The 22,163-nt window shown below is 68.7% G+C and carries 20 protein-coding genes and 1 tRNA gene; 1 reads left to right on the top strand and 20 read right to left on the bottom strand.

All coding sequences use genetic code 11. The features are described 5' to 3' along the window. Positions 1–26: 26 nt before the first annotated feature. The 19 genes from ACFWDI_RS20280 to ACFWDI_RS20370 all read right to left on the bottom strand — a co-directional run bounded on the left by ACFWDI_RS20280 (position 27) and on the right by ACFWDI_RS20370 (position 21,303). Positions 27–278: a F0F1 ATP synthase subunit C gene (locus ACFWDI_RS20280; protein ID WP_324976791.1), complete on the bottom strand. Its 252-nt coding sequence runs from the start codon at positions 276–278 to the stop codon at positions 27–29. Positions 279–346: 68 nt separating this feature from the next. Continuing rightward, positions 347–1,189 carry a F0F1 ATP synthase subunit A gene (gene atpB, locus ACFWDI_RS20285; RefSeq protein ID WP_327328497.1) on the bottom strand — a complete coding sequence of 281 codons (843 nt, stop codon included), beginning with the start codon at positions 1,187–1,189 and terminating at the stop codon, positions 347–349. Positions 1,190–1,399: 210 nt separating this feature from the next. Continuing rightward, a complete protein-coding gene (locus ACFWDI_RS20290) occupies positions 1,400–1,837 on the bottom strand; it encodes a hypothetical protein (protein ID WP_327326108.1) in 438 nt (145 codons plus the stop codon). Between the two features lie 263 nt (positions 1,838–2,100). Continuing rightward, positions 2,101–3,453, bottom strand: coding sequence for an MraY family glycosyltransferase (locus ACFWDI_RS20295; RefSeq protein WP_385305702.1), 1,353 nt, complete (start codon positions 3,451–3,453; stop codon positions 2,101–2,103). Positions 3,454–3,559: 106 nt separating this feature from the next. Continuing rightward, positions 3,560–4,831: a serine hydroxymethyltransferase gene (gene glyA / locus ACFWDI_RS20300; RefSeq protein ID WP_385305704.1), complete on the bottom strand. Its 1,272-nt coding sequence runs from the start codon at positions 4,829–4,831 to the stop codon at positions 3,560–3,562. A 103-nt stretch (positions 4,832–4,934) separates the two neighbouring features. Beyond that, positions 4,935–5,582: a protein-tyrosine-phosphatase gene (locus ACFWDI_RS20305; RefSeq protein WP_385305706.1), complete on the bottom strand. Its 648-nt coding sequence runs from the start codon at positions 5,580–5,582 to the stop codon at positions 4,935–4,937. After that, on the bottom strand, positions 5,579–6,226 hold the full coding sequence (locus ACFWDI_RS20310; RefSeq protein ID WP_327326104.1) for an L-threonylcarbamoyladenylate synthase: 648 nt from the start codon (positions 6,224–6,226) through the stop codon (positions 5,579–5,581). Before ACFWDI_RS20310 ends, ACFWDI_RS20305 begins: the two co-directional genes overlap by 4 nt. Before the next feature lie 56 nt (positions 6,227–6,282). Then, a complete protein-coding gene (prmC, locus tag ACFWDI_RS20315; RefSeq protein ID WP_385305708.1) occupies positions 6,283–7,164 on the bottom strand; it encodes a peptide chain release factor N(5)-glutamine methyltransferase in 882 nt (293 codons plus the stop codon). Between the two features lie 34 nt (positions 7,165–7,198). Beyond that, positions 7,199–8,278 carry a peptide chain release factor 1 gene (gene prfA / locus ACFWDI_RS20320; RefSeq protein ID WP_327326101.1) on the bottom strand — a complete coding sequence of 360 codons (1,080 nt, stop codon included), beginning with the start codon at positions 8,276–8,278 and terminating at the stop codon, positions 7,199–7,201. A 104-nt stretch (positions 8,279–8,382) separates the two neighbouring features. Then, positions 8,383–8,607, bottom strand: a complete 225-nt coding sequence (gene rpmE / locus ACFWDI_RS20325; protein WP_215092884.1) for a 50S ribosomal protein L31 — start codon at positions 8,605–8,607, stop codon at positions 8,383–8,385. Positions 8,608–8,746: 139 nt separating this feature from the next. Continuing rightward, positions 8,747–9,853, bottom strand: coding sequence for an LCP family protein (locus ACFWDI_RS20330; RefSeq protein WP_385305711.1), 1,107 nt, complete (start codon positions 9,851–9,853; stop codon positions 8,747–8,749). 195 nt (positions 9,854–10,048) lie between these two features. Further along, complete coding sequence (locus ACFWDI_RS20335) at positions 10,049–11,809, bottom strand: trypsin-like serine protease (protein ID WP_385305713.1); 1,761 nt, start codon at positions 11,807–11,809, stop codon at positions 10,049–10,051. A gap of 315 nt (positions 11,810–12,124) precedes the next feature. Further along, positions 12,125–14,179, bottom strand: a complete 2,055-nt coding sequence (gene rho / locus ACFWDI_RS20340; RefSeq protein WP_385305715.1) for a transcription termination factor Rho — start codon at positions 14,177–14,179, stop codon at positions 12,125–12,127. A gap of 388 nt (positions 14,180–14,567) precedes the next feature. Beyond that, entirely contained in the window at positions 14,568–15,485 is a 918-nt protein-coding gene (gene thrB, locus ACFWDI_RS20345; RefSeq protein WP_385305716.1) for a homoserine kinase, read from the bottom strand. Positions 15,486–15,906: 421 nt separating this feature from the next. Next, complete coding sequence (gene thrC, locus ACFWDI_RS20350; protein WP_385305717.1) at positions 15,907–16,977, bottom strand: threonine synthase; 1,071 nt, start codon at positions 16,975–16,977, stop codon at positions 15,907–15,909. Between the two features lie 7 nt (positions 16,978–16,984). After that, positions 16,985–18,274 carry a homoserine dehydrogenase gene (locus ACFWDI_RS20355; protein WP_385305844.1) on the bottom strand — a complete coding sequence of 430 codons (1,290 nt, stop codon included), beginning with the start codon at positions 18,272–18,274 and terminating at the stop codon, positions 16,985–16,987. A gap of 99 nt (positions 18,275–18,373) precedes the next feature. Continuing rightward, positions 18,374–19,765: a diaminopimelate decarboxylase gene (gene lysA, locus ACFWDI_RS20360; RefSeq protein ID WP_362680018.1), complete on the bottom strand. Its 1,392-nt coding sequence runs from the start codon at positions 19,763–19,765 to the stop codon at positions 18,374–18,376. Between the two features lie 13 nt (positions 19,766–19,778). Beyond that, the gene (gene nrtL, locus ACFWDI_RS20365; protein WP_385305719.1) at positions 19,779–20,822 is read right to left on the bottom strand and encodes an ArgS-related anticodon-binding protein NrtL; all 1,044 of its coding nucleotides are present in this window, start codon (positions 20,820–20,822) and stop codon (positions 19,779–19,781) included. A 55-nt stretch (positions 20,823–20,877) separates the two neighbouring features. Next, the gene (locus tag ACFWDI_RS20370; protein WP_327328495.1) at positions 20,878–21,303 is read right to left on the bottom strand and encodes a response regulator; all 426 of its coding nucleotides are present in this window, start codon (positions 21,301–21,303) and stop codon (positions 20,878–20,880) included. Between the two features lie 218 nt (positions 21,304–21,521). Between ACFWDI_RS20370 and ACFWDI_RS20375 the strand changes: the two genes are divergently transcribed. After that, a tRNA-Arg gene (locus ACFWDI_RS20375) sits at positions 21,522–21,593 on the top strand. 251 nt (positions 21,594–21,844) lie between these two features. Here the strand turns inward: ACFWDI_RS20375 and ACFWDI_RS20380 are convergent. Then, positions 21,845–22,141, bottom strand: coding sequence for a GYD domain-containing protein (locus ACFWDI_RS20380; RefSeq protein WP_385305720.1), 297 nt, complete (start codon positions 22,139–22,141; stop codon positions 21,845–21,847). Between the last annotated feature and the right edge of the window lie 22 nt (positions 22,142–22,163).

Here is a 22,163-nt window from a genome sequence, read left to right on the forward strand (position 1 = left end):
CCGTCGAATGGGCTGTTCGCGACCGGTCAGGAGGTCGGGTAGACGAACGGCATGACCAGACCGATCAGGGCGAGCGCCTCACAGAAGGCGAAGCCGAGGATCTGGTTCTGGCGGATCAGACCGGCGGCCTCGGGCTGACGGGCGAGAGCCTGGGTACCGTTACCGAAGATGATGCCGACGCCGACACCGGGGCCGATGGCCGCAAGGCCGTAACCGATAGAGCCGAGGTTGCCCTTGATTTCGACGCTGGTGGCGGCGAGGGTCTGGAGAGCAGACATGCCGGTTCTTCCTTCTCTTTCTTGGTCCGGTGGGGGTTGGCCACCGGGTGCTTCGGGAGGTTGGGTGCTCAGTGGCCCTTGGCGAGAGCGCCCTGGATGTAGCTGCAGGTCAGCAGGACGAACACATAGGCCTGGACAGCCTGGATGAAGAGCTCGAAGGCGGTCATCACGATGACCATCACGAACGACACACCTGCGTAGGCGATGCCGATGCCGTTGAGCAGGTACCAGCTGGCGATCGTGAAGAGCAGCAGCAGGGTGTGGCCCGCGAACATGTTGGCAAAGAGCCGGACGGCGTGCGTGAACGGCCTGACGAGCAGGTTCGAGAAGAGCTCGATGGTCATCGAGAGCGGCAGGACCGGGCCGAGGCTCTTGTCGTAGCCCGAGAAGTTCTTGAAAGCTCCGACGAAACCGTGCTTCTTGAAGGTCAGGCTGACCCACAGGACGTACACGATCGCGGCGAGCGCGACCGGGTACGAAATGATCGCCGTCACGGGGAACTGGGCGACCGGGATGATGGACCAGAGGTTCATCATCCAGACGAAGAAGAACAGGGAGACCACCAGCGGGACGTACTTCTCACCGTCGCGCTTGCCGATCGTCTCGTAGACGACGCCTCGGCGTACGAAGTCGTAGCCGGCCTCGGCCACCATCTGAAGCTTGCCGGGAACAACCTTCGGCTTACGGAAGGCCGCCCAGAAGAAGCCGACGATGATGACCGAGCCGAGCAGCGCCAACAGCATCGTCTTGTTGAAGTACAAGTTGCTGTCCCCGTCGCCCCAGAGGGGCTGGAACAGGAACGAGTGCAGGCCGGGAGCCGGGAAACCACAACCGCTGTTCTGGAAGATGTGGCAATCGGTCTCGAAGGCGAGCACCGTCGTCGGGTCAGCACTCACCGCGGGCTCCTTCAGCGTGGCGCATAGGTACGGCAACCTCGTTGTGTCGGCGCGGCGCACAGCCGCTGATCGGCACTGGACTGGTGTTACGGATGTGGGGGCGGCCGGCAGGCAGGGAGCCTCGCGATTGAGCAGGCGTCAGCTCAGATGCCCGCGCCCGCAATGCCGCAGTTGGCACCGGACGATAGCAGGATCGCGAACGCGTGCTTATACCGGCCCTACCCCTCACGAGGAAGACCCCTTGTTCTCGGGCTTCTTGCCCTCGGAGGAGTCCGGTTCGACATAAAGCATTTTGGCCTTCATGTGCGCACGGGTCTGCGCGGCGATCCACACGAGGGTCGCTGCGACCAGCGTGATGGCAAAGGCCTTCGGGTTGAACAACGTGGTGTTCTTGAACGCGGCGACAAAGATGAACAGCAGCAGAATCTGTGCTGCATAGAGCATGAGCCCCATGGCCTGGAACAGATGCGGAAGCGACTTGGCCGTCCGCTCCAGGACCACCAGCCCGATCCCCATGAACAGGATCACAACCAGCGTCGCAACGACAGCGCCTACCGCCCCCTTACCGCCGGCGACCACCGCGCTGATCGCGACGGCAACAGCGCCGGCGACAGCGGTGGGTACGGCGGCTCGAAGGAGAGTCCGGACGTCGTTGGACGGCATGGCGGCAGCTCCGCTTGCTGGTGGGGGCAGTGGTGTCGTCATGGACGAGCGTAGGCCCGGTCCGAGTTGGGTCCTCGGGGCCAAAGAACCGTCGCACTACGGTCTTTCGGCTCTGTCTCCGGGTCTCGTGAACGGTATCACAAACTATTTGATGAGGTCTTTACCTGAGGGTGTGCTGACTGTCACACATGAGAGTGAGTGCGCGCGTGTGTGCAGAATAACTGGTCGCTATGTCTGGTAATGGGCGAACATGCAGCGACTCGTCACCCGCGCGTTCCGGCCTTCCGCCGGTCCGGGAAACGCGAACGGGGGCCGATAGCAGTCGCTCCGTTGACGCCCGCCGGAACCGGGGTCCGCTCCTCGGGCTCCTCCAGCGACTCCTGTGACGCCTCCGCCGCCTCCGCCGCCTCCGACTCGTACGCGGGGACCGCAGGCCCGGGAAGCGTTGTGCGGCGCCGGTAACGCGGCGGAACGAAAGCCTCCGCCCAACGCGGGGCGCGCGGAGTGAAGCGCGGCAGCAGCAGAAGCACGAGGCCTACCGCGCTCAGCGCCACAATGAGCAGCACGCTCCACATCGACGCCGAGTGCACCGAGTACGCGACGACACCGAAGGCGATCAGGGCCGACCAGAAGTACATGATCAGGACTGCTCGGCTGTGCGAATGTCCGATCTCCAGGAGCCGGTGGTGCAGATGGCCACGGTCCGCCGCGAACGGCGACTGTCCGTTCCAGGTACGGCGGACGATCGCGAGCACCAGGTCGGCGACCGGGATCGCGATGATCGTCAGCGGCAGCAGCAGCGGGATGAAGACCGGCAGCGCCGCGTGGGTGGCCTGGCGGGTGCTGCCCTCGAAGATCTTCAGGGCGTCCGGGTCCACCTGTCCTGTCACCGAGATCGCGGCCGCCGCGAGCACCAGGCCGATCAGCATCGATCCCGAGTCGCCCATGAAGATGCGCGCCGGGTGCATGTTGTGCGGCAGGAAGCCGAGGCACATGCCCATCAGGATCACGGTGAACAGGCTGGCGGGCGCCGCCGCCTCGATGCCGTACCTGAACCAGATCCGGTACGAGTAGAGGAAGAAGGCCGCGGCGGCGATGCAGACCATGCCGGCGGCGAGGCCGTCCAGGCCGTCCACGAAGTTCACCGCGTTGATGGTGATGACGACGAGGGCGACGGTCAGCAGGGTGCCCTGCCACTGGGTCAGCGAGACGGTGCCGACGCCGGGGACGGGGATCCACAGGATCGTCAGACCCTGGATCACCATCACACCCGCGGCGATCATCTGGCCGCCCAGTTTGATCAGGGCATCGATCTCGAACTTGTCGTCGAGGACACCGATGATCCAGATCAGGGCAGCGCCGGAGAGCAGTGCCCGCGGTTCATTGGACAGCTCGAAGACGCTGTTGAGGTTCTGCAGATGGTCCGCGACCAGCAGACCGGCGCACAGGCCGAAGAACATGGCGATACCGCCGAGTCGCGGTGTCGGCTCTCGGTGTACGTCGCGGGCACGGATCTGCGGCATCGCACCGGTCGCGATGGCGAACTTCCGCACCGGCCCGGTCAGCAGATACGTCACCGCAGCCGTGACACAGAGCGTCAGCAGGTAATCACGCACGGGCTGCCCCACAGGAATCGCTGGCCATCTCAGCCCCACACCCTAGCTCTGGTAGCCACATGCTTGAGGACATACGGGCGCGGGCGATGGTTGCACGACTCACCGGCTACCCCCGATAAGGCGGAAATCTACCGGTCAGTTCCCGCACCTCCGTACGGACCTTCCGCGCCTCCTCGCCGTCTTCACGCATCGCCGCCGTGAAGAGTGCCGCGATCCGCGCCATCTCGCTCTCGCCCATGCCCTGGGTGGTGACGGCAGCGGTGCCCAGCCGGATGCCGCGCCCGTCCCCGTACGGCAGTGCGCAGGTGTCGAGGACCATGCCCGCCGCGGCGAGACGGCCGCGGGCCGCCTTGCCCGCCACGCCCAGCGGAGCTGGATCCGCGCTGATCAGATGGGTGTCGGTGCCGCCGGTCAGCACGGACAGGCCCTCCGCCGCGAGCCCGTCGGCCAGTACCCGCGCATTGGCGACCACCTGGTGGGCGTACGCCGCGAAGGCCGGCGTAGCCGCCTCACCGAAAGCGACAGCCTTGGCGGCGATCGTGTGCATCTGGGCGCCGCCCTGGGTGAAGGGGAACACCGCCCGGTCGATGCGTTCGGCCAGCTCGGAACCGCAGAGGATCATCCCGCCGCGTGGCCCGCGCAGCACCTTGTGGGTGGTGGCGCACACCACATCGGCGTACGGGACGGGGCTGGGGGCCGCGCCACCGGCGATCAGGCCCATGGGGTGGGCGGCATCGGCGATCAGATAGGCGTCCGCCTCGTCCGCGATCTCGCGGAAGGCTTCGTAGTCGGGATGGCGGGGGTACGAGATCGAGCCGCAGACGATGGCCTTGGGCCGGTGCTGCCGGGCCAGGGCGAGGACCTGGTCGTAATCGATCAGTCCGGTCTCGGCGTCGACGCCGTAGCCGACGAAGTCGAACCAGCGCCCGGAGAAGTTCGCGGGTGAACCGTGGGTGAGATGACCGCCGTACGACAGTCCCATGGCGAGCACGGTGTCACCGGGCTTGAGCAGCGCCGCGTACGCCGCAAGGACCGCGGAGGAGCCGGAGTGCGGCTGCACATTGGCGTGTTCGGCGCCGAAGAGAGCGGTGGCGCGCTCGACGGCGATCCGCTCGGCGGCGTCGACCAGCTCGCAGCCGCCGTGGTGGCGGGCGCCGGGGTAGCCCTCGGCGTACTTGTTGGCGAGCGGGGAGCCGAGGGCGGCGAGGACCGCGGGTGAGGTGAAGTTCTCGGCGGCGATGAGCTGAAGGCTGTCGCTCTGCCGCCCCAGCTCCCCCAGGATCACTTCGGCGATCTGCGGGTCCTGTCGGCGCAGGGCGTCGAAATCCGCGCCGGGGGTGGTGATGCGGACGGCGTCTGGTGCAGCGGTGACCGGCATCTGTGGCTCCAGCTGAACGGATCGTCCTCGCGAGGTGAATCCCAGTGGAAACCAATGTAGGCCGGTGCGAGGCGCGATGCGCGCCGATCGTCTCCGCGAGCCCTCACTGCCGCGCGGAGACGCCCGTCAGAGCCGTCACCACAGGGTCCAGCGCCTGGTTGATCTCGTCGCCGATCGAGCGGAAGAACGTGATCGGCGCACCGTACGGGTCGTACACCTCATCGGCGTCCGGGCTCGGCGCCAGCAGCCAGCCGCGCAGCGCCGCCGCCGCCCTGACCAGGGCCCGAGCACGCTCGACGACGCCTTCGTGCGGGTCCGGCAACGTTGCCGGGTCAATCGCCCGTACAAGCCGGGTGAACTCCTTGAGCGTGAAGGTGCGCAGGCCCGCCGAGTGACCCATCGAGATCACCTGGGCGCGGTGGTCGCGCGTCGCGGTGAGGACGAGGTCGGCGCGGATCACATGCTCGTCGAGGAGTTCACGGCCGACAAAACCGGTCGCGTCCGCGCCGAAGTCGGCCAGGACGATCTCGGCGTTGGCCTCCATCGGGGCGCCTTCGTGGCCCCAGGTGCCTGCGCTCTCCACGATCAGGCCGCCCGTCAGCGGATCGCCGAGGCGGTCGCTCAGGGCATGGCGGGTCAGCCGCTCGGTGATCGGCGAGCGGCAGACGTTGCCGGTGCTGACGTGGAGGATGCGGAAAGTGGTGGTGTTGCTGACGGATTCCGCTATGCCACGCCCCTCAGGGGCGGTCAATTGGCCACCTCGAGGTCGGGTACGACCTTGCGCAGCTCGTCCGCCGAGAGTGCTCCCGCGCGCAGCAGGACCGGGACCTTGCCGGTGACGTCGACGATCGAGGACGGGACGATGCCCGGCGTCGGGCCACCGTCCAGATAGACCGAGACCGAGTCGCCCAGCATCTCCTGCGCGGCGTCACAGTCCTCCGGCGCGGGATGCCCGGTGAGGTTGGCGCTGGAGACGGCCATCGGGCCGACCTCGGTGAGCAGTTCGATCGCGACCGGGTGCAGCGGCATCCGGATCGCTACGGTGCCCCGGGTGTCGCCCAGGTCCCACTGCAGCGAGGGCTGGTGCTTGGCGACGAGCGTCAGCGCGCCCGGCCAGAACGCGTCGACCAGCTCCCATGCCTGCTCGGAGAAGTCGGTGACCAGGCCGTGCAGGGTGTTCGGGGACCCGATGAGGACAGGGGTGGGCATATTGCGGCCGCGCCCCTTGGCCTCCAGCAGGTCGGCGACTGCCTCGGAGCCGAAGGCGTCCGCACCGATCCCGTACACGGTGTCGGTGGGCAGCACGACCAGCTCGCCGCGGCGGACGGCCGACGCGGCTTCACGCAGACCAGTCGTACGGTCGGTCGCGTCGTTGCAGTCGTATCGCCGTGCCATTTAACGGCCCTCCTCGAACAGGGTCTGGAGATGATGCTGCGGGTCTGGATTGCCGGTCACGGCATGGCCTTGCGTGCGGTCGCGAAGCGCGGTCGCCTGTTCAGGTCGGGGTGGTCGGCCGCGTCCGCCCAGCCGGCCTCCTCGTTGAAGATCCACGGCACCTGGCCGCCCTGGGTGTCGGCGTGCTCGATGACCACCAGGCCGCCGGGCCGCAGCAGCCGGTGAGCGGTGCGCTCGATACCGCGGATGGTGTCCAGGCCGTCCTCGCCGGAGAAGAGCGCCATGTCCGGGTCGTGGTCACGGGCCTCGGGCGCGACATACTCCCACTCGGTGAGCGGGATGTACGGCGGATTGGAGATGACCAGGTCGACCTGGCCGTCGAGCTCCGGCAGGGCGGTCAGCGCGTCGCCCTGGTGGACGGTGACGCGCGAGCCCTCGGCGTTCTTACGGGTCCACCGCAGCGCGTCCTCGGAGAGCTCCACTCCGTGCACACGCGAGCGCGGCACCTCCTGCGCCATGGCGAGCGCGATGGCCCCGGAGCCCGTACACAGATCGACGATGAGCGGCTCGACGACATCCATGGCCCGTACGGCGTCTATGGCCCACCCGACGACCGACTCGGTCTCCGGGCGCGGTACGAAGACGCCGGGGCCGACCTGCAGCTCCAGGAAGCGGAAGAAGGCGCGTCCGGTGATGTGCTGGAGCGGCTCACGGGCCTCGCGGCGGGCGATCGCCTCCCAGTAGCGGGCGTCGAAGTCCGCGTCCTTGACGTTGTGCAGCTCTCCCCGCTTCACGCCGTGCACGAACGCGGCGAGCTCCTCGGCGTCGAAGCGCGGCGAGGGCACGCCGGCGTCGGCCAGCCGCTGGGTGGCCTGGGCCACCTCGGCAAGCAGCACAGATCGGGGGGACGGGGGTCGTCCCCCGGGAGTTAGCTGCACGCTGGTCCTCCGGGGCTGGGGCGGTGTGCTGGGCTTACTGGGCGGCGGCGAGTTTGGCGGCGGAGTCGGCGTCGACACAGGCCTGGATCATGGTGTCCAGATCCCCGTCGAGCACCTGGTCCAAGTTGTACGCCTTGAAGCCGACGCGGTGGTCGGAGATCCGGTTTTCCGGGAAGTTGTACGTACGGATCTTCTCGGAGCGGTCGACGGTACGGACCTGGCTGCGGCGGGCGTCCGAGGCCTCCTTCTCCGCCTCCTCCTGTGCCGCGGCAAGCAGCCTGGAGCGCAGGATACGCATCGCCTGCTCCTTGTTCTGGAGCTGGCTCTTCTCGTTCTGGCAGGAGGCGACGATGCCGGTCGGCAGGTGCGTGATGCGCACCGCGGAGTCGGTGGTGTTGACGGACTGGCCGCCGGGGCCCGACGAGCGGTAGACGTCGATCCGCAGGTCGTTGGCGTGGATCTCGACGTCGATCTCCTCCGCCTCGGGCGTCACCAGGACGCCTGCCGCGGAGGTGTGGATACGGCCCTGGGACTCGGTGGCCGGCACCCGCTGCACGCGGTGCACTCCGCCCTCGTACTTCAGCCGCGCCCAGACGCCCTGTCCCGGCTCGGTCGCGCCCTGGCCGCCCTTGGTCTTCACCGCGACCTGGACGTCCTTGTAGCCGCCCAGCTCGGACTCGGTGGCGTCGATGATCTCGGTCTTCCAGCCGACGCGCTCCGCGTAGCGCAGATACATCCGCAGCAGGTCACCGGCGAACAGGGCGGACTCGTCGCCGCCCGCGCCGGCCTTGACCTCGAGGATGACGTCCTTGTCGTCGCTGGGGTCGCGCGGCACGAGCAGCAGCCGCAGCTTCTCGGTGAGCTCCTCGCGCTGCTTCTCCAGCACCTTGACCTCGGCGGCGAAGTCCGGGTCGTCGGCGCCCAGTTCACGCGCGGTCTGGATGTCGTCCCCGGTCTGCTTCCAGGAGCGGTACGTGCCGATGATCGGGGTCAGCTCGGCGTATCGCTTGTTGAGCTTGCGCGCGTTCGCCTGGTCCGCGTGGACCGAAGGGTCGGCGAGCTTCTTCTCGAGATCGGCGTGCTCGCCGATCAATTCCTCGACCGCCTCGAACATCGGGTGCTCCTGGTTTTGTACACGAAGGGGGCTGCTCAGAACGGACAAAGCGCCGGCCTCGGCCACCCCGGGCAGGGGCGGCCAAGGGCCGGCGCAGTGGCTCGCTACTTCTTGGCGGAGCCGGCAGCCTTGCCGAAGCGGGCCTCGAAGCGGGCCACACGGCCACCGGTGTCGAGGATCTTCTGCTTGCCCGTGTAGAACGGGTGGCACTCGGAGCAGACCTCGGCCCGGACGGTGCCGGACTCGATGGTGCTACGGGTGGTGAACGACGCGCCACAGGTACAGCTGACCTGGGTCTCGACGTACTCGGGGTGGATGTCGCGCTTCAAGGGTGTCTCCTAGTTTCGGGAGGGCACCGGGTCGTACGCGCGGATTGCTCGTACGTGAACCGGGGCCGACGTACCAGTCTGCCAGGACTGGCCGTATCTCCCAAAACCGGGGTCGGGCCGGAGGTATTCCCTGCCGGGGTCAGTGGCTCTGCACGAGGGAGCCGGCGGCGCCCTTGTCGCCGGCGGAGTCCTTGACCGCGGAGGCGGGGATCGGCTTGTCCTGCTTGAGCGCCGTCCAGACCTGGCGGGAGGCCGCCTTGATCGGGATCACGCGGTTGGGGTCGGCCGGGTCGTACTCCACCGGCATCGTGATCATGTGCACGTCCTCGGCGCCGAGACCGCTGAGCCCCTTGGCGAAGCTCATCAGCTCCTGCACCGAGTCGAGCTCGGAATCGGGCGTGATCGCCTTGGTGGCGGTGTCGGCGACGTCGAAGAGCTTCTTGGGGTTGGTGAAGACGCCGACGTCCTTGACCTGGTTGATGAACGCCTTCATGAACGCCTGCTGGAGCTGTATTCGGCCGAGGTCGCTGCCGTCGCCGACGCTCTTGCGGGTCCGTACGAGACCGAGCGACTTCTCACCGTTGAGGGTGTGCGTGCCGGGCTTCAGGTGCAGATGGCTCTTGGAGTCGTTGATCGGCTTGGTGGTGGTGATCTCCACGCCGCCCAGCTTGTCGATGAGTTTCTTGAAGCCCGTGAAGTCGACCTCGATGTAGTGGTCCATGCGGATGCCGGACATCTTCTCGAGGGTCTTCACCGCGCAGGCCGGGCCGCCGACCTCGTACGCGGTGTTGAACATGGCGCGCTTCTCGCCGGAGACGGAGCCGCCCTTCGCGTCGGCGCAGCGCGGTCGGTCGACAAGGGTGTCGCGCGGGATGGAGACGACGCTGGCCTTCTTGTGGCCCTCGTAGACGTGCACCATCATCGCGGTGTCGGAACGGGCGGCACCTTCGTCGACGCCGTACTCGGAGTTGGCGCCGGAGCGGGAGTCGGAGCCCAGGACCAGAATGTCCATGGAGCCGTTGTCGACGTTCTCGGGGCGGTCGGTGCCGAGCGCGGCGTTGATGTCGACGCCCTTGATGTTGCCGTTGAGCTTGAAGTAGACGTAACCGAGGCCGGATCCACCGACCAGCACCAGACCTGCTGCGGACCACGCGGCAATGGTCATCGCCCGGCGGCCCCTGCTGGGCTGCCTACGGCGCTTGCCGCGGCTGCGTATTCGGCTTCCGGTGCTGCTCTGCTCGCCCATGCTCTCCTCGGCTCTCGCTGTTCCCGCTACCCCCTGCCGCGGTGATCAGGCACGGTTTGTCGGTATTTGTCGGACACATTGGTCAGACGGTGAAGAAGCAAGAAGGGTTGCACAGGGAGCTAAGAGCTCCGTAAGAAAGCGCTGTGCCCACCGCGCGAGGCACGGTGGGCACAACTCGGCGTGTGCGCTGGGGCTTTAGCCGAAGAGGTTGTACGCCTGCCAGCCGGTGCCGAAGGCGACACGTGTGGCGAAGATCCCACCGGTGGACTTCCCGTTGCCCGGGTAGAGCCAGAGCTTGCCGGTGGTGTCACGGGCGAAGAGGTCGGCGTTTCCGTCGCTGTTCACGTCGCCGGTGGTGACCAGCGCGTTGTAGGTGCTGCCGAAGGTGCCGATGAGACGGCGGGCCGCGAACGCGCCGGTGGCCTTGCCGGTACCCGTGTACAGGTAGGTGGCGCCGCCGGCGCCCCGGGCCAGGATGTCGGCCCGGCCGTCGCCGGTGAAGTCACCGTGGCCGCGGACCATGTTGTACTGCCCCCAGCCGGCGCCGATCAGGATCGGCGCGGCGAAGGCGCCGGTGCCCTTGCCCGGGTAGAGGTACGCGTTGCCGGAGGAGTTGATCGCCACCATGTCCGGCAGATCGTCGCCGGTCAGGTCGCCGGGGACCAGGATCTGCTTGTGCGCTCCCCAGCCCTTGGCGATGAGCTTCGGCGCCAGGTCGTTGCTGTAGGACCAGTAGACGTCACCGTTCGGCGCGCGGTAGATGAGGTCCTGGTAGTCGTCGCGGTTCAGGTCGGCCTGAACCATCAGGGTCACACCGCCGAAGGCGCCGTGGTTGTACTGGCGGGTGAGCGAGGTCACCTTCGAGGTCCAGCCGAACAGCGTGCTGTCGGAGGCACGACGGGCCAGCAGGTCCGCGGCGTGGTCGTTGCTCCAGTTGCTGTCGTTGACCCGGGCCCGGATCGGGGCCGAGTACGTGCTCACCTTGGCGTAGACGCCGTACTTGCCCGGGGCCGAGCAGTTCGCGTCACCCCAGGAGACGAGGCCGACGAGCTTGCCGCCGGCCACCAGCGGGCCGCCGGAGTCACCGTTGCAGGTCGTCTCGGTGGTGCTGTCGTCACCGGTCGGCGCGGCTCCGGCGCAGACCATGTGACCGACGACGTAGTCCGAGCCGTACGCGGTCTGGCAGGCCGCGTTGGAGTTGATGTCCGCGTCGGCGACCTTGAGGGTCTGCGAGGAGCTGTTGGGCTCGGTGGAGCTGGTGCGGCCCCAGCCGTACACCTTGGCGTCCGTGCCCGGCGTGTACAGAGCGGTGTCCGTGTTCTGCATGATCGGCAGCGGCGTCACGGAGACCGGCGCGTCCAGGGTGAGCACGGCGACGTCGTTGTCGACGGTGACCGGGCTGTACTGCGGGTGGTTCCACTGACGGTAGGCCCCGCGGACCTGCCCGCCGTGGAAGTCGAAGATCGCGTCGCCGTTCGCGTCCTTCTGGCCGGTGTCCGTGGGCAGCTGGTCGGTGCCGGTGATGACCGACCCGGTCGCGTACCACTTGATGCCCTTGACGCAGTGCGCGGCGGTGGCGACCTTCGTCGGGGCGACGACGACGCCACCGCAGAAGTAGCCGGCGCCCGTGTCGTCCTGGAAGTAGAGCTGAGCCATCCACGGCGCCGCCGAGATGGTCGTCTCCTTGCCGCCGATGATGCGGGCGCTCGGCGCCGACCTCGTGTCGGGCGACGACGAGGCGGAGGGCTCCTTGGCGAGGCTGCGCTTGCTGGCCTTGCCGGCCTTTATCGCGCTGATCGCGCGGCTGCGCAGTTCCGTCTGCGACAGCGGGTCGGCCTGCTGCCGGGCGCTGATCTGCGGGCCGCCGGCCTCGGCGGCCTGCGAGCCGGACATGGCCAGTCCCGTGCCGACCAGAGCGGCGACTGCGGCAACGGCCGTCGGTACCACGACTCTCATACGGCGCTTGTGCCGACCACCACGGGTGCGAATCTGCACTCGGTAACCCCTCGGGTTGAACCGGCGGGGCGCACTCGCCCCACCGGAAGACAAACGGGTAGTGGTGGGGCATACGAGTAACAGGGCAGTCCGGATCCGAGGCCCCCCGGCCTCTCTCGGCACTGCGGCGGAATTCCCCCCACCAACCAGGGCATGTTACGCCTGTCAACTGGGCGTTGACCAGCGGCTGGTGAGGCGTACGGGAAAACGAGACCGCCCCGTCACTTTCGTGCCGGGGCGGTCTCGTTCACTGCGAAGAACGTCATGCGAAGAACGTCAGTCGTTGCCGTTCCCGGCGGACGGAGTCGTCTTCTGGATCTGCAGCAGGAACTCGCCGTTCGACTTCGTCTGCTTCATCTTGTCCAGCAGCAGCTCGATCGCCTGCTGCTGGTCGAGCGCGTGCAGCACCCGGCGCAGCTTCCAGGTGACGGCGAGCTCGTCGCTGCCGAGCAGGATCTCTTCCTTACGGGTGCTGGACGCGTCCACGTCCACCGCCGGGAAGATGCGCTTGTCCGAGAGCTTCCGGTCGAGCTTGAGCTCCATGTTGCCGGTGCCCTTGAACTCCTCGAAGATCACCTCGTCCATGCGTGAACCTGTGTCCACCAAAGCGGTCGCGAGGATGGTCAAAGATCCGCCGTCCTCGATGTTCCGCGCGGCACCGAAGAAGCGCTTCGGCGGGTAGAGCGCGGTCGAGTCGACACCACCGGAGAGGATGCGGCCGGAGGCGGGCGCCGCGAGGTTGTACGCACGGCCCAGGCGGGTGATCGAGTCCAGCAGGACGACCACGTCGTGACCCAGCTCGACGAGACGCTTGGCGCGCTCGATGGCCAGCTCGGCGACCGTGGTGTGGTCCTCGGCCGGGCGGTCGAAGGTCGAGGAGATGACCTCGCCCTTCACCGACCGCTGCATGTCGGTGACCTCTTCCGGACGCTCGTCGACAAGGACGACCATCAGGTGGCACTCGGGGCTGTTGACGGTGATCGCGTTGGCGATCGCCTGCAGGATCATGGTCTTGCCGGTCTTCGGCGGGGCCACGATCAGGCCTCGCTGGCCCTTGCCGATCGGCGACACGAGGTCGATGATCCGGGTCGTCAGGATGCCCGGGTCGGTCTCGAGGCGCAGTCGGTCCTGCGGGTACAGCGGGGTCAGCTTGTTGAACTCCGGGCGGCCGCGGCCGGATTCGGCCGCCATGCCGTTCGCCGAGTCCAGGCGTACGAGCGCGTTGAACTTCTCGCGGCGCTCGCCGTCCTTCGGCTGACGGACCGCTCCGGTGACGTGGTCACCCTTGCGCAGGCCGTTCTTGCGGACCTGGGCGAGGGAGACGTACACGTCGTTCGGGCCCGGCAGGTAGCCGGAGGTCCGGATGAACGCGTAGTTGTCGAGGATGTCCAGGATGCCCGCGACGGGGATCAGGACGTCGTCCTCGGAGACCTGCGGCTCGTTGCCGAAGGAGTCCTCGCGGCCACGACGGCCACGACGGTCGCGGTAACGGCCACGGCGTCCGCGGCGGCCGCCCTCGTCGTCGAAGTCGTCCTGCGGGCCCTGCTGACCACCCTGCTGACCACCCTGCTGGCCGCCCTGGCGCTGCTGGCGCTGGCCGCCCTGCTGGTCGTCGCCCTTGCCACCGCGACGGTCGCGCTGACGGTCACGGCGGTCACCGCGGTCGCCGCCGCGCTCACCACGGTCACCGCGCTGGCCCCGGTCCTGACGGTCGCGCCGGCCCTCGGCGGTGTCGGCGGCGGCCTCGGCCTTGGCGTCCGGCTGGGCGTCAGTCTTGACGTCGACGGCCGTCTCGGTCCGGACCTCGGTCCTGACGTCGGCCTTGGGCTCGCTCGTGGTGTCCGGGCTGCCCGCCTGGGCGGTGGCCCGACGACGGCGGCGCTCACCGGCGGCCGGCTGGTCGTCGCTGGCCGGCTGACCGGGAATGTCGATCTGCTGCTGGGCGACGGCCTTCTCGGCCTTCTCGGCCTTGTCCGCCTTCGCCGCGGCGGCCGTGGACTCGTCGCCCGTGCGCGCCTTGGAGGTGGCGCGCCGCTTCGGCTTGGTCTCGGCCACGCCGGTGCCCGCCTCGGCGCTCTTCGGCGCGGACGAGCCGCCGCCCGCCTGCGCCTCCTTGATGACCTCGATCAGCTGGCTCTTGCGCATACGCGCGGTGCCCCTGATCCCGAGGCCGGACGCGACCTGCTGCAGCTCGGCCAGGACCATGCCCTCGAGGCCGGTGCCGGAGCGGCGGCGCCGTGAGGTGGTGCCAGAGGCAGCACCTGCGGCGGGCGCGGCGGTGTCGACGTTGTTGTCGGCAGTCACGCCCATCAGATCGGTGGTGTCGCTCACGAAGGGTCCTTCCCTGGAGCGGACGTCGGCCTTCTGGCTCGGCGACCGGTTGTGCTGTCCGACGTCGGTCCTGGTTTGCGGACCGTGTCGGAGCGATGGTCCCGCCGGCAATTAACGGCGGAGAGATATACGTGCAAAAACCCGGCCCGAGGTTCCCCCTGCTCGGCCCACTCCTGGAAAAGCGAGGGGTGTCGTGCCGTTTCCGGAGCGTGCTCGAAACTGCTCAGGCAGGCTGCTCAGGCAGGGTCGGGGAGGCTCCCGGAAGAATGTTGGTCCCGAATGGGGACACTAAGCACCGCGCCACAAAAACGTCGGCTGCAGACTTGAGGTTAACACTACCGGCTCCAACAAACATTCCCCCTCTCCATCACCGGCAATCTTGGTGTCGCTACTGGGCGAGCGGCAGAACACTCGCTCCCGCTGCGTCGAAGGTGAGCCGGTTGGCCGCCCACCCCTCGCCCGCCAGCCGTGCGACCTTGTCGGCCACACCGTCCTCGGTCAGCGCGAGCACGGTGGGGCCGGCGCCGGAGATGACTGCTGGGACGCCGTCGGCGCGCAGTCGGTTGACAAGTTCCGCGCTCTGCGGCATCGCCGGGGCGCGGTACTCCTGGTGGAGCCGGTCCTCCGTGGCGGGCAGCAGCAGCTCGGGACGCCTGGTCAGCGCCTCGACGAGCAGGGCGGCGCGGCCCGCGTTGGCGGCGGCGTCCACATGGGGGACGGTACGCGGAAGCAGTCCGCGCGCGGTCTCGGTGAGCACCGGCTTGCCGGGGACGAAAACCACCGGAACGACGGAATCGGCAGGATCCATCCTGATGGCGCGCGCCGCTCCCCCGTCGGTCCAGGCGAGCGTGAAGCCGCCGAGCAGACACGCGGCGACATTGTCGGGGTGCCCCTCGATCTCGGTGGCGAGCTCGAGCAGCGCCGCGTCGTCGAGTCTGGCGTCGCCGCCTATGGTCACCGCCCGGGCGGCGACGATGCCGGCGCAGATGGCTGCCGACGACGAGCCCAGACCGCGCCCGTGCGGGATGCGGTTGGCGCAGACGACCTCGAGGCCGCGCGGCTGCCCGCCGAGCAGGTCGAAGGCCGTACGCAGGGAACGTACGAGCAGATGGCTCTCATCGCGGGGAAGCGTTGTGGCGCCCTCACCCGCGATGTCGATGTGCAGACCGGAGTCCGCGACCCGGACGACCACGTCGTCGTACAGCCCAAGGGACAGCCCGAGGGCGTCGAAGCCCGGGCCGAGATTGGCGCTGGTGGCGGGGACGCGCACTCGGACGGCGGCGGCGCGGAACGCTGGACCGGCCATCGCTCGATGACACTCCTTGGTTCTGACTGCGAGATTTTTTTCGAGAGGTACGAACACCCGTGGGCCGTAACGGCAACAACACCGCGGCATATGCGGCGGGGCGGGATCAGGTACAGCCTATCGAAGGAAGGTTGAGTGGCGACATAGGGCGCACGGGAGGCGCACGATGCGTGTCGCAAGCCTCCTGTGCCCCTACGTACGGCGTTGTCCGGCTTGCCATGCTTTCCCAGGTGCGCCCCGGGAAGGCGGGCGGGGCTCTGCGTCAGAGCTTTATGCCAGACCTTTACCCAGAGCTCCACTCAAGAACTCTCCGCGGGGGCGTCCCGCGGAGAGTTCTTACGCGGAGGCCTCACCCGAGTCCTTGCCCGAGGCCTCACCTGTGGCCTCACCTGTGGCCTCACCTGTGGCCTTACCTGTGGCCTTACGCAAGACCGAGCTGCTCCGCGGCCGCGGCCGCGTCGACCGGCACGGTGACCGGCTGGGGCGCTCCGGCGACCGCCCAGTCCGGGTCCTTGAGTCCGTTTCCGGTGACCGTGCAGACGATTTTCTGGCCCGGGTCGACCTTGCCCTGCTCGGCGGCCTTGAGCAGACCGGCTACCGAGGCGGCCGACGCGGGCTCCACGAAGACGCCCTCCTGCGAGGCCAACAGCCGGTAGGCGCGCAGGATCTCACGGTCCGTCACCTCGTCGATGAAACCGCCCGACTCGTCCCGCGCGGCGAGCGCGTACTGCCAGGAGGCCGGGTTGCCGATCCGGATCGCGGTGGCGATGGTCGACGGGTCCTTGACGATCTCGCCGCGCACGATCGGCGCCGAGCCGGAGGCCTGGAAGCCCCACATTCGGGGAGTGTGCGTGGACATCTGGTCCGCGGCGTACTCCTTGTACCCCTTCCAGTACGCCGTGATGTTGCCGGCGTTGCCGACCGGCAGCACATGGATGTCCGGGGCGTCACCGAGCGCGTCGACAATCTCGAACGAAGCGGTCTTCTGACCCTCGATGCGGAACGGATTGACCGAATTGACCAGCGCCACAGGGTAGTTCTCGGACAGGCGGCGGGCCAGGTTCAGGCAGTCGTCGAAGTTCCCGTCGACCTGCAGGATCCGCGAGCCGTACACCAGCGCCTGCCCCATCTTGCCGAGGGCGATCTTGCCCTGGGGCACCAGGACGGCGCAGACCATTCCGGCCCGTACGGCATAGGCCGCGGCCGAGGCGGAGGTGTTGCCGGTGGAGGCGCAGATGACCGCCTGCGCGCCCTCCTCCTTGGCCTTGGTGATGGCCATGGTCATACCGCGGTCCTTGAAGGACCCGGTGGGATTGGCGCCCTCGACCTTGAGGTGCACCTCGCAGCCCGTGCGCTCGGAGAGGACCTGAGCGGGGACGAGCGGCGTACCGCCCTCACGGAGCGTGACGACCGGCGTCGCGTCCGTGACCGGAAGACGGTCCCGGTACTCCTCGATGATGCCGCGCCACTGGTGGGTGCCCTTGCTGGTCATGGGTCCTTTACTCCCCTTCAACACGCATGATGCTGGCGACACCGCGCACGGTGTCGAGCTTGCGCAGCGCCTCGACGGTCCCTGAGAGGGCGGCGTCGGGCGCGCGGTGGGTGACGACGACGAGGTCGGCCTCGCCATCCTTGCCCTGCTGACGGACCGTATCGATGGATACGCCGTGCTCGGCGAAGACCGTCGCCACCTGGGCGAGTACGCCAGGCTTGTCGGCCACGTCGAGGCTGATGTGGTACCGCGTCACCACGTCGCCCATGGGGCTCACGGGCAGCTGGGTGTACGCGGACTCGCCCGGTCCGGTGGACTCGGCGAGCTTGTTGCGGCAGACGGCCACGAGGTCGCCGAGTACCGCGGAGGCGGTCGGCGCGCCGCCGGCGCCCGGACCGTAGAACATCAGCTGCCCGGCCGCCTCGGCCTCGACGAATACGGCGTTGTACGCCTCGCGGACGGAGGCGAGCGGGTGGCTGAGCGGAATCATCGCCGGGTGGACGCGGGCGGTGACGGACCGGCCGTCGGCCGCGCGCTCACAGATGGCGAGGAGTTTGACGGTGCAGCCCATGCGCTTGGCGGAGGCGATGTCGGAGGCGGTGACCTCGGTCAGGCCCTCGCGGTAGACGTCGTCGAGGCGTACGCGGGTGTGGAAGGCGATCCCGGCGAGGATGGCGGCCTTGGCGGCGGCGTCGAAGCCCTCGACGTCGGCGGTCGGGTCGGCCTCGGCGTATCCGAGGGCGGTGGCTTCGTCGAGCGCCTCGGAGTAGCCGGCGCCCGAGCTGTCCATCTTGTCGAGGATGAAGTTGGTCGTGCCGTTGACGATGCCGAGCACGCGGTTGACCTTGTCGCCCGCGAGGGACTCGCGCAGCGGCCTGATCAGCGGAATCGCACCCGCGACCGCGGCCTCGAAGTAGAGATCCCTACCGTGCTCCTCGGCGGCGGCGTAGAGGGTCGCGCCGTCCTCGGCGAGCAGCGCCTTGTTGGCGGAGACGACGGACGCGCCGTGCTCGAACGCGGCGGTGATGAGGGAGCGGGCGGGCTCGATGCCGCCGATGACCTCGATGACGACGTCGATGTCGCCGCGTTTGACCAGGGCGGTCGCATCGGTGGTGATCAGCGCGGGGTCGATGCCCTCGCGCACCTTGGAGGGCCTGCGGACCGCCACGCCCGCCAGTTCCACCGGAGCGCCGATACGAGCCGCGAGGTCGTCGGCGTGCGTCGTCATGATGCGCGCCACCTCTGAGCCGACCACTCCGCAGCCCAGCAGCGCCACCTTCAGCGGACGCGTACGCATCATCCGACCTCGTTTCGTGTACATCTACGGTGTGGACCAGTCTCACTCACCGGACGGGAGTTTCTATCCCCCGTCCGGCATGCGAGACATCTATCTCAACTAACCGACATCGAGACGCAGGAGATCTTCCTCCGTCTCACGCCGGACGATCACGCGCGCCTCGCCGTCCTTGACGGCGACGACGGGCGGGCGCAGTGCGTGGTTGTAGTTGCTGGCCATGGAGCGGCAGTACGCGCCGGTGGCGGGCACGGCGATCAGATCACCGGGCGCGAGGTCGGCCGGGAGGAAGGCGTCCTTGACGACGATGTCGCCGCTCTCGCAGTGCTTGCCGACGACGCGGGTGAGCATCGGCTCCGCGTCGGAGGTCCTCGACACGAGCGCGACGCTGTACTCGGCGTCGTAGAGGGCCGTACGGATGTTGTCCGACATGCCGCCGTCGACGGAGACGTACGTACGCAGTCCCTCGAGCGGCTTGATGGTGCCGACCTCGTACAGGGTGAAGGCGGTGGGCCCGACGATGGCGCGGCCCGGCTCGACGGAGATCCGGGGCGTCCGCAGGTTCGCGGCCTCACACTCACGGGTGACGATCTCGCTGAGGGCCTTGGCGATGTCGTGCGGCTCGCGCGGGTCGTCGTCGGAGGTGTACGCGATGCCGAGACCGCCGCCGAGGTCGATCTCGGGCAGCTCGATGCCGTGCTCGTCCCGTACTTCGGCGAGCAGCTGCACGACGCGGCGCGCGGACACCTCGAAACCGGCCATGTCGAAGATCTGCGAGCCGATGTGCGAGTGAATACCGATCAGCTCGAGTCCGTCGAGCCTGAGGGCGCGCCGTACGGCCTCGGCGGCCTGCCCGCCGGCGAGGGCGATCCCGAACTTCTGGTCCTCGTGGGCGGTGGCGATGAACTCGTGCGTGTGCGCCTCGACGCCGACGGTGACACGGATCTGGACGCGCTGGCGCTTGCCCTGACGCTGGGCGATGTGCGCTACGCGCACGATCTCCTGGAAGGAGTCGAGAACGATGCGCCCGACGCCGACGCGTACGGCTCGTTCGATCTCTTCCTCGGACTTGTTGTTGCCGTGGAAGGCGATGCGCTCGGCGGGCATCCCGGCGTCGAGGGCGGTGGTGAGCTCGCCCCCGGAGCAGACGTCGAGATTGAGGCCTTCCTCCTTGAGCCACCTGACGACGGCCCGGGACAGGAACGCCTTTCCCGCGTAGAACACATCCGCGTCCTTGCCGAAGGCGTCGGCCCAGGCGCGGCAGCGGGCCCGGAAGTCGTCCTCGTCGAGGAAGTAGGCGGGGGTGCCGAACTCCTCGGCCAGCCGCGTCACTTCGATCCCGCCGACGGAGACGGCGCCGTCCTCGTTCCGGGTGACCGTCCTGGCCCAGACCTTCTCGTCGAGGACGTTGAGGTCGGTCGGCGGGGCGGTGTAGTGGCCCTCGGGGAGGACGTCTGCGTGGCGGGGCCCGGCGGGGTGTGCGGAACGGCTCATTTTCGTTGCTCTCTCACAAGTATTCGGGTGCGCTGATGCCGAGCAGGGACAGGCCACCGGCGAGCACCGTCCCGGCGGCTTCGGCGAGCGCGAGCCGGGAACGGTGGGCGGCCAGGGGTTTTTCGTCGCCGATGGGCAGCACCGTGTGCTGGAAGGCGAGGAGGGAGTCGGCCGTGCTCTCCAGATGCCGGGCGAGCCGGTCGGGGGCGCGGTGGCGGGCGGCGCCGGCGAGGACGGCGGGGTAGTCACCGACGGCGGTGGTGAGGACGGCGGCGTCGACGTGCGTCTCGGGGGCACTGTCGAAGTGGAGCTGTGCGGCGTTACGGGTGAGGGCGCGGCTGCGGGAGCAAGCGTACTGGATCTTGAACAGCGGGTTGCTCTCGTGCTGCGTCAACAGCTCCTCCCCGGCCGAGGGGTGATCGTGCCCGGCGGGTCGCAGCAGCGCCCAGCGCGCGGCATCGGGCCCGAGCCGCTGAAGGAGTTCACGGGCGCCGTCCTCCGCGGGCACGGGGGTCACATCGGCGGGCAGATAGCGGCGTCCCCCCTGCGCCTCGACGCGTACCCGCAACTCGGCCCAGGCCGGGTCGGCCACCCCTTCGCAGCTGGTACGGACGAGGGTGCCCTGCGACACCAGGATCCGGCGCAGGGCATCGGCGGTGACGGCGGCGCGCACGTCGGCGCGGTAGCTGGGTTGCGCGACCGCCCCGGTCGGCGCGATCCACCCGTACTTGCTCCCCCGCTCCAGCACCTCCCGTACAAGCGCCTGCTGCGCGCCCGCGTCCAGGGTGATGTTGAGGAAGCCGGGCCCGGTGATCTCGATCCCGGCGATCCCGGGGACCTCGGCGATTCGGCGCCCCAGCAGTTCGGCGACCGCACGGGGCCGCTGCCCGGCCGGCCCGGCCAGCCGCAGCGCGACATTGGTGGCGTAGTCCCCGCAGCCACCGGGCCGCGGCCGCTCGACGCTGACACTCTCGGGCACGGGCGCCCGCAGCGCACCGTCCTCCACCGCGCGGCACACGGCGTGCAGCACGGTTCGGGAGAGCTCGGCGGGGGTCACGGGACAAGCGTATGGGAGGGAGGGGGGCCCTTCGCGAACCGGTTTCGCGATGCGGTCAGCCCCGTGCGCTTCCCGCCCGCCCGGCGCCATGCCTGCCGTCGACGGACGGCGGACCCTCCCGACGCATCAACTGCCGTACGAGACGGACCAGCTCGGAGGGCTCGAAGGGCTTCGCGAGAAAGGCGTCCACACCGGCGGTGAGCCCGCTCTCCACCTCGTACTGCGTGCACGCGCTGATGATCGCGACCGGCAGATGGCTGGTCCGCGGATCGGCCCGCAGCCGGGCGGCGGTGCGCAGTCCGTCGAGGCGGGGCATGACGACATCGAGGGTGACCACATCGGGGCAGACGCGATGCACGACATCCAGACACTCGGCACCATCGGCCGCGGTCACGACCTCGAAGCCCTCCAGCTCGAGGTTGACCCTGATCAGCTGCCGTATGACCCTGTTGTCGTCGACAACGAGCACCCGGCCGGACACGCCTGACACAACTCGAGAGTAGGTCGGGGGGCAGGGCTGCGTCCGGGTTTTGCCCACTTCCACCCTGTGCGGGCGACCGGAGCGGGCGCGGGACGAGGGCGACGGGGCAGACGCGCGGGCGGCTGCAGGGGCGGCTGGAAGGGGCGGAAATACCTGTTCACGGCGACCCTGTGGGAGCTGGTAGGGTTCTACCCGTCGCCGCAGAAGTGCGGCGGAACGCCCCCGTAGCTCAGGGGATAGAGCAACGGCCTCCGGAGCCGTGTGCGCAGGTTCGAATCCTGCCGGGGGCACCCTGTATGAGGTGCCCAAAGACCCCGCCATCAGCGCTTAGCTGAGGACGGGGTCTTGGCGTATGTGCAGCCGTATGCCACTCAAAGCCGCCGTATGTCGGCGTCCGTGGACTATTCGTGGACAGGAATCCGGTCATCGGCGCAGGTCGGCCCGCGATATGGCGAGCCCGGGACAGATGCAGGGGCTTCGGAGTGTCCCGCCCTGGGCGGATCACTCGTCCTCGCGAGACAGGTCCTCGATCTGAAAGGCCTCAGCCAGTGGCTTTGGCGATGATGCGGTCCATCTCCTCCCGGCCGAAGGCCCGCAGGGTGGTGGTACGGATGTTGCCCCATCCGGCGAGCTGCAGGAGCGCCGCAGTAGCGGTCTCGTCATCGGGCGCCTCTACGACGGCCACGATGTCGTACGGACCGACGGTCCAGTAGAGGTTCAGGACCTTCACCCCCAGCTTCTGTGCCGCTGCGGCGAAGGCCTCGGCGCGCTGCGAGGTGTCCTTGTAGCCCCGGACCCCCTGATCGGTCCAGTTCAGCAACGAGACATACGTCGGCATGGTCTTTCACCCCTATGAAGGA

Source organism: Streptomyces sp. NPDC060064, from assembly GCF_042736455.1.
In the GTDB taxonomy this organism is placed as follows: domain Bacteria; phylum Actinomycetota; class Actinomycetes; order Streptomycetales; family Streptomycetaceae; genus Streptomyces.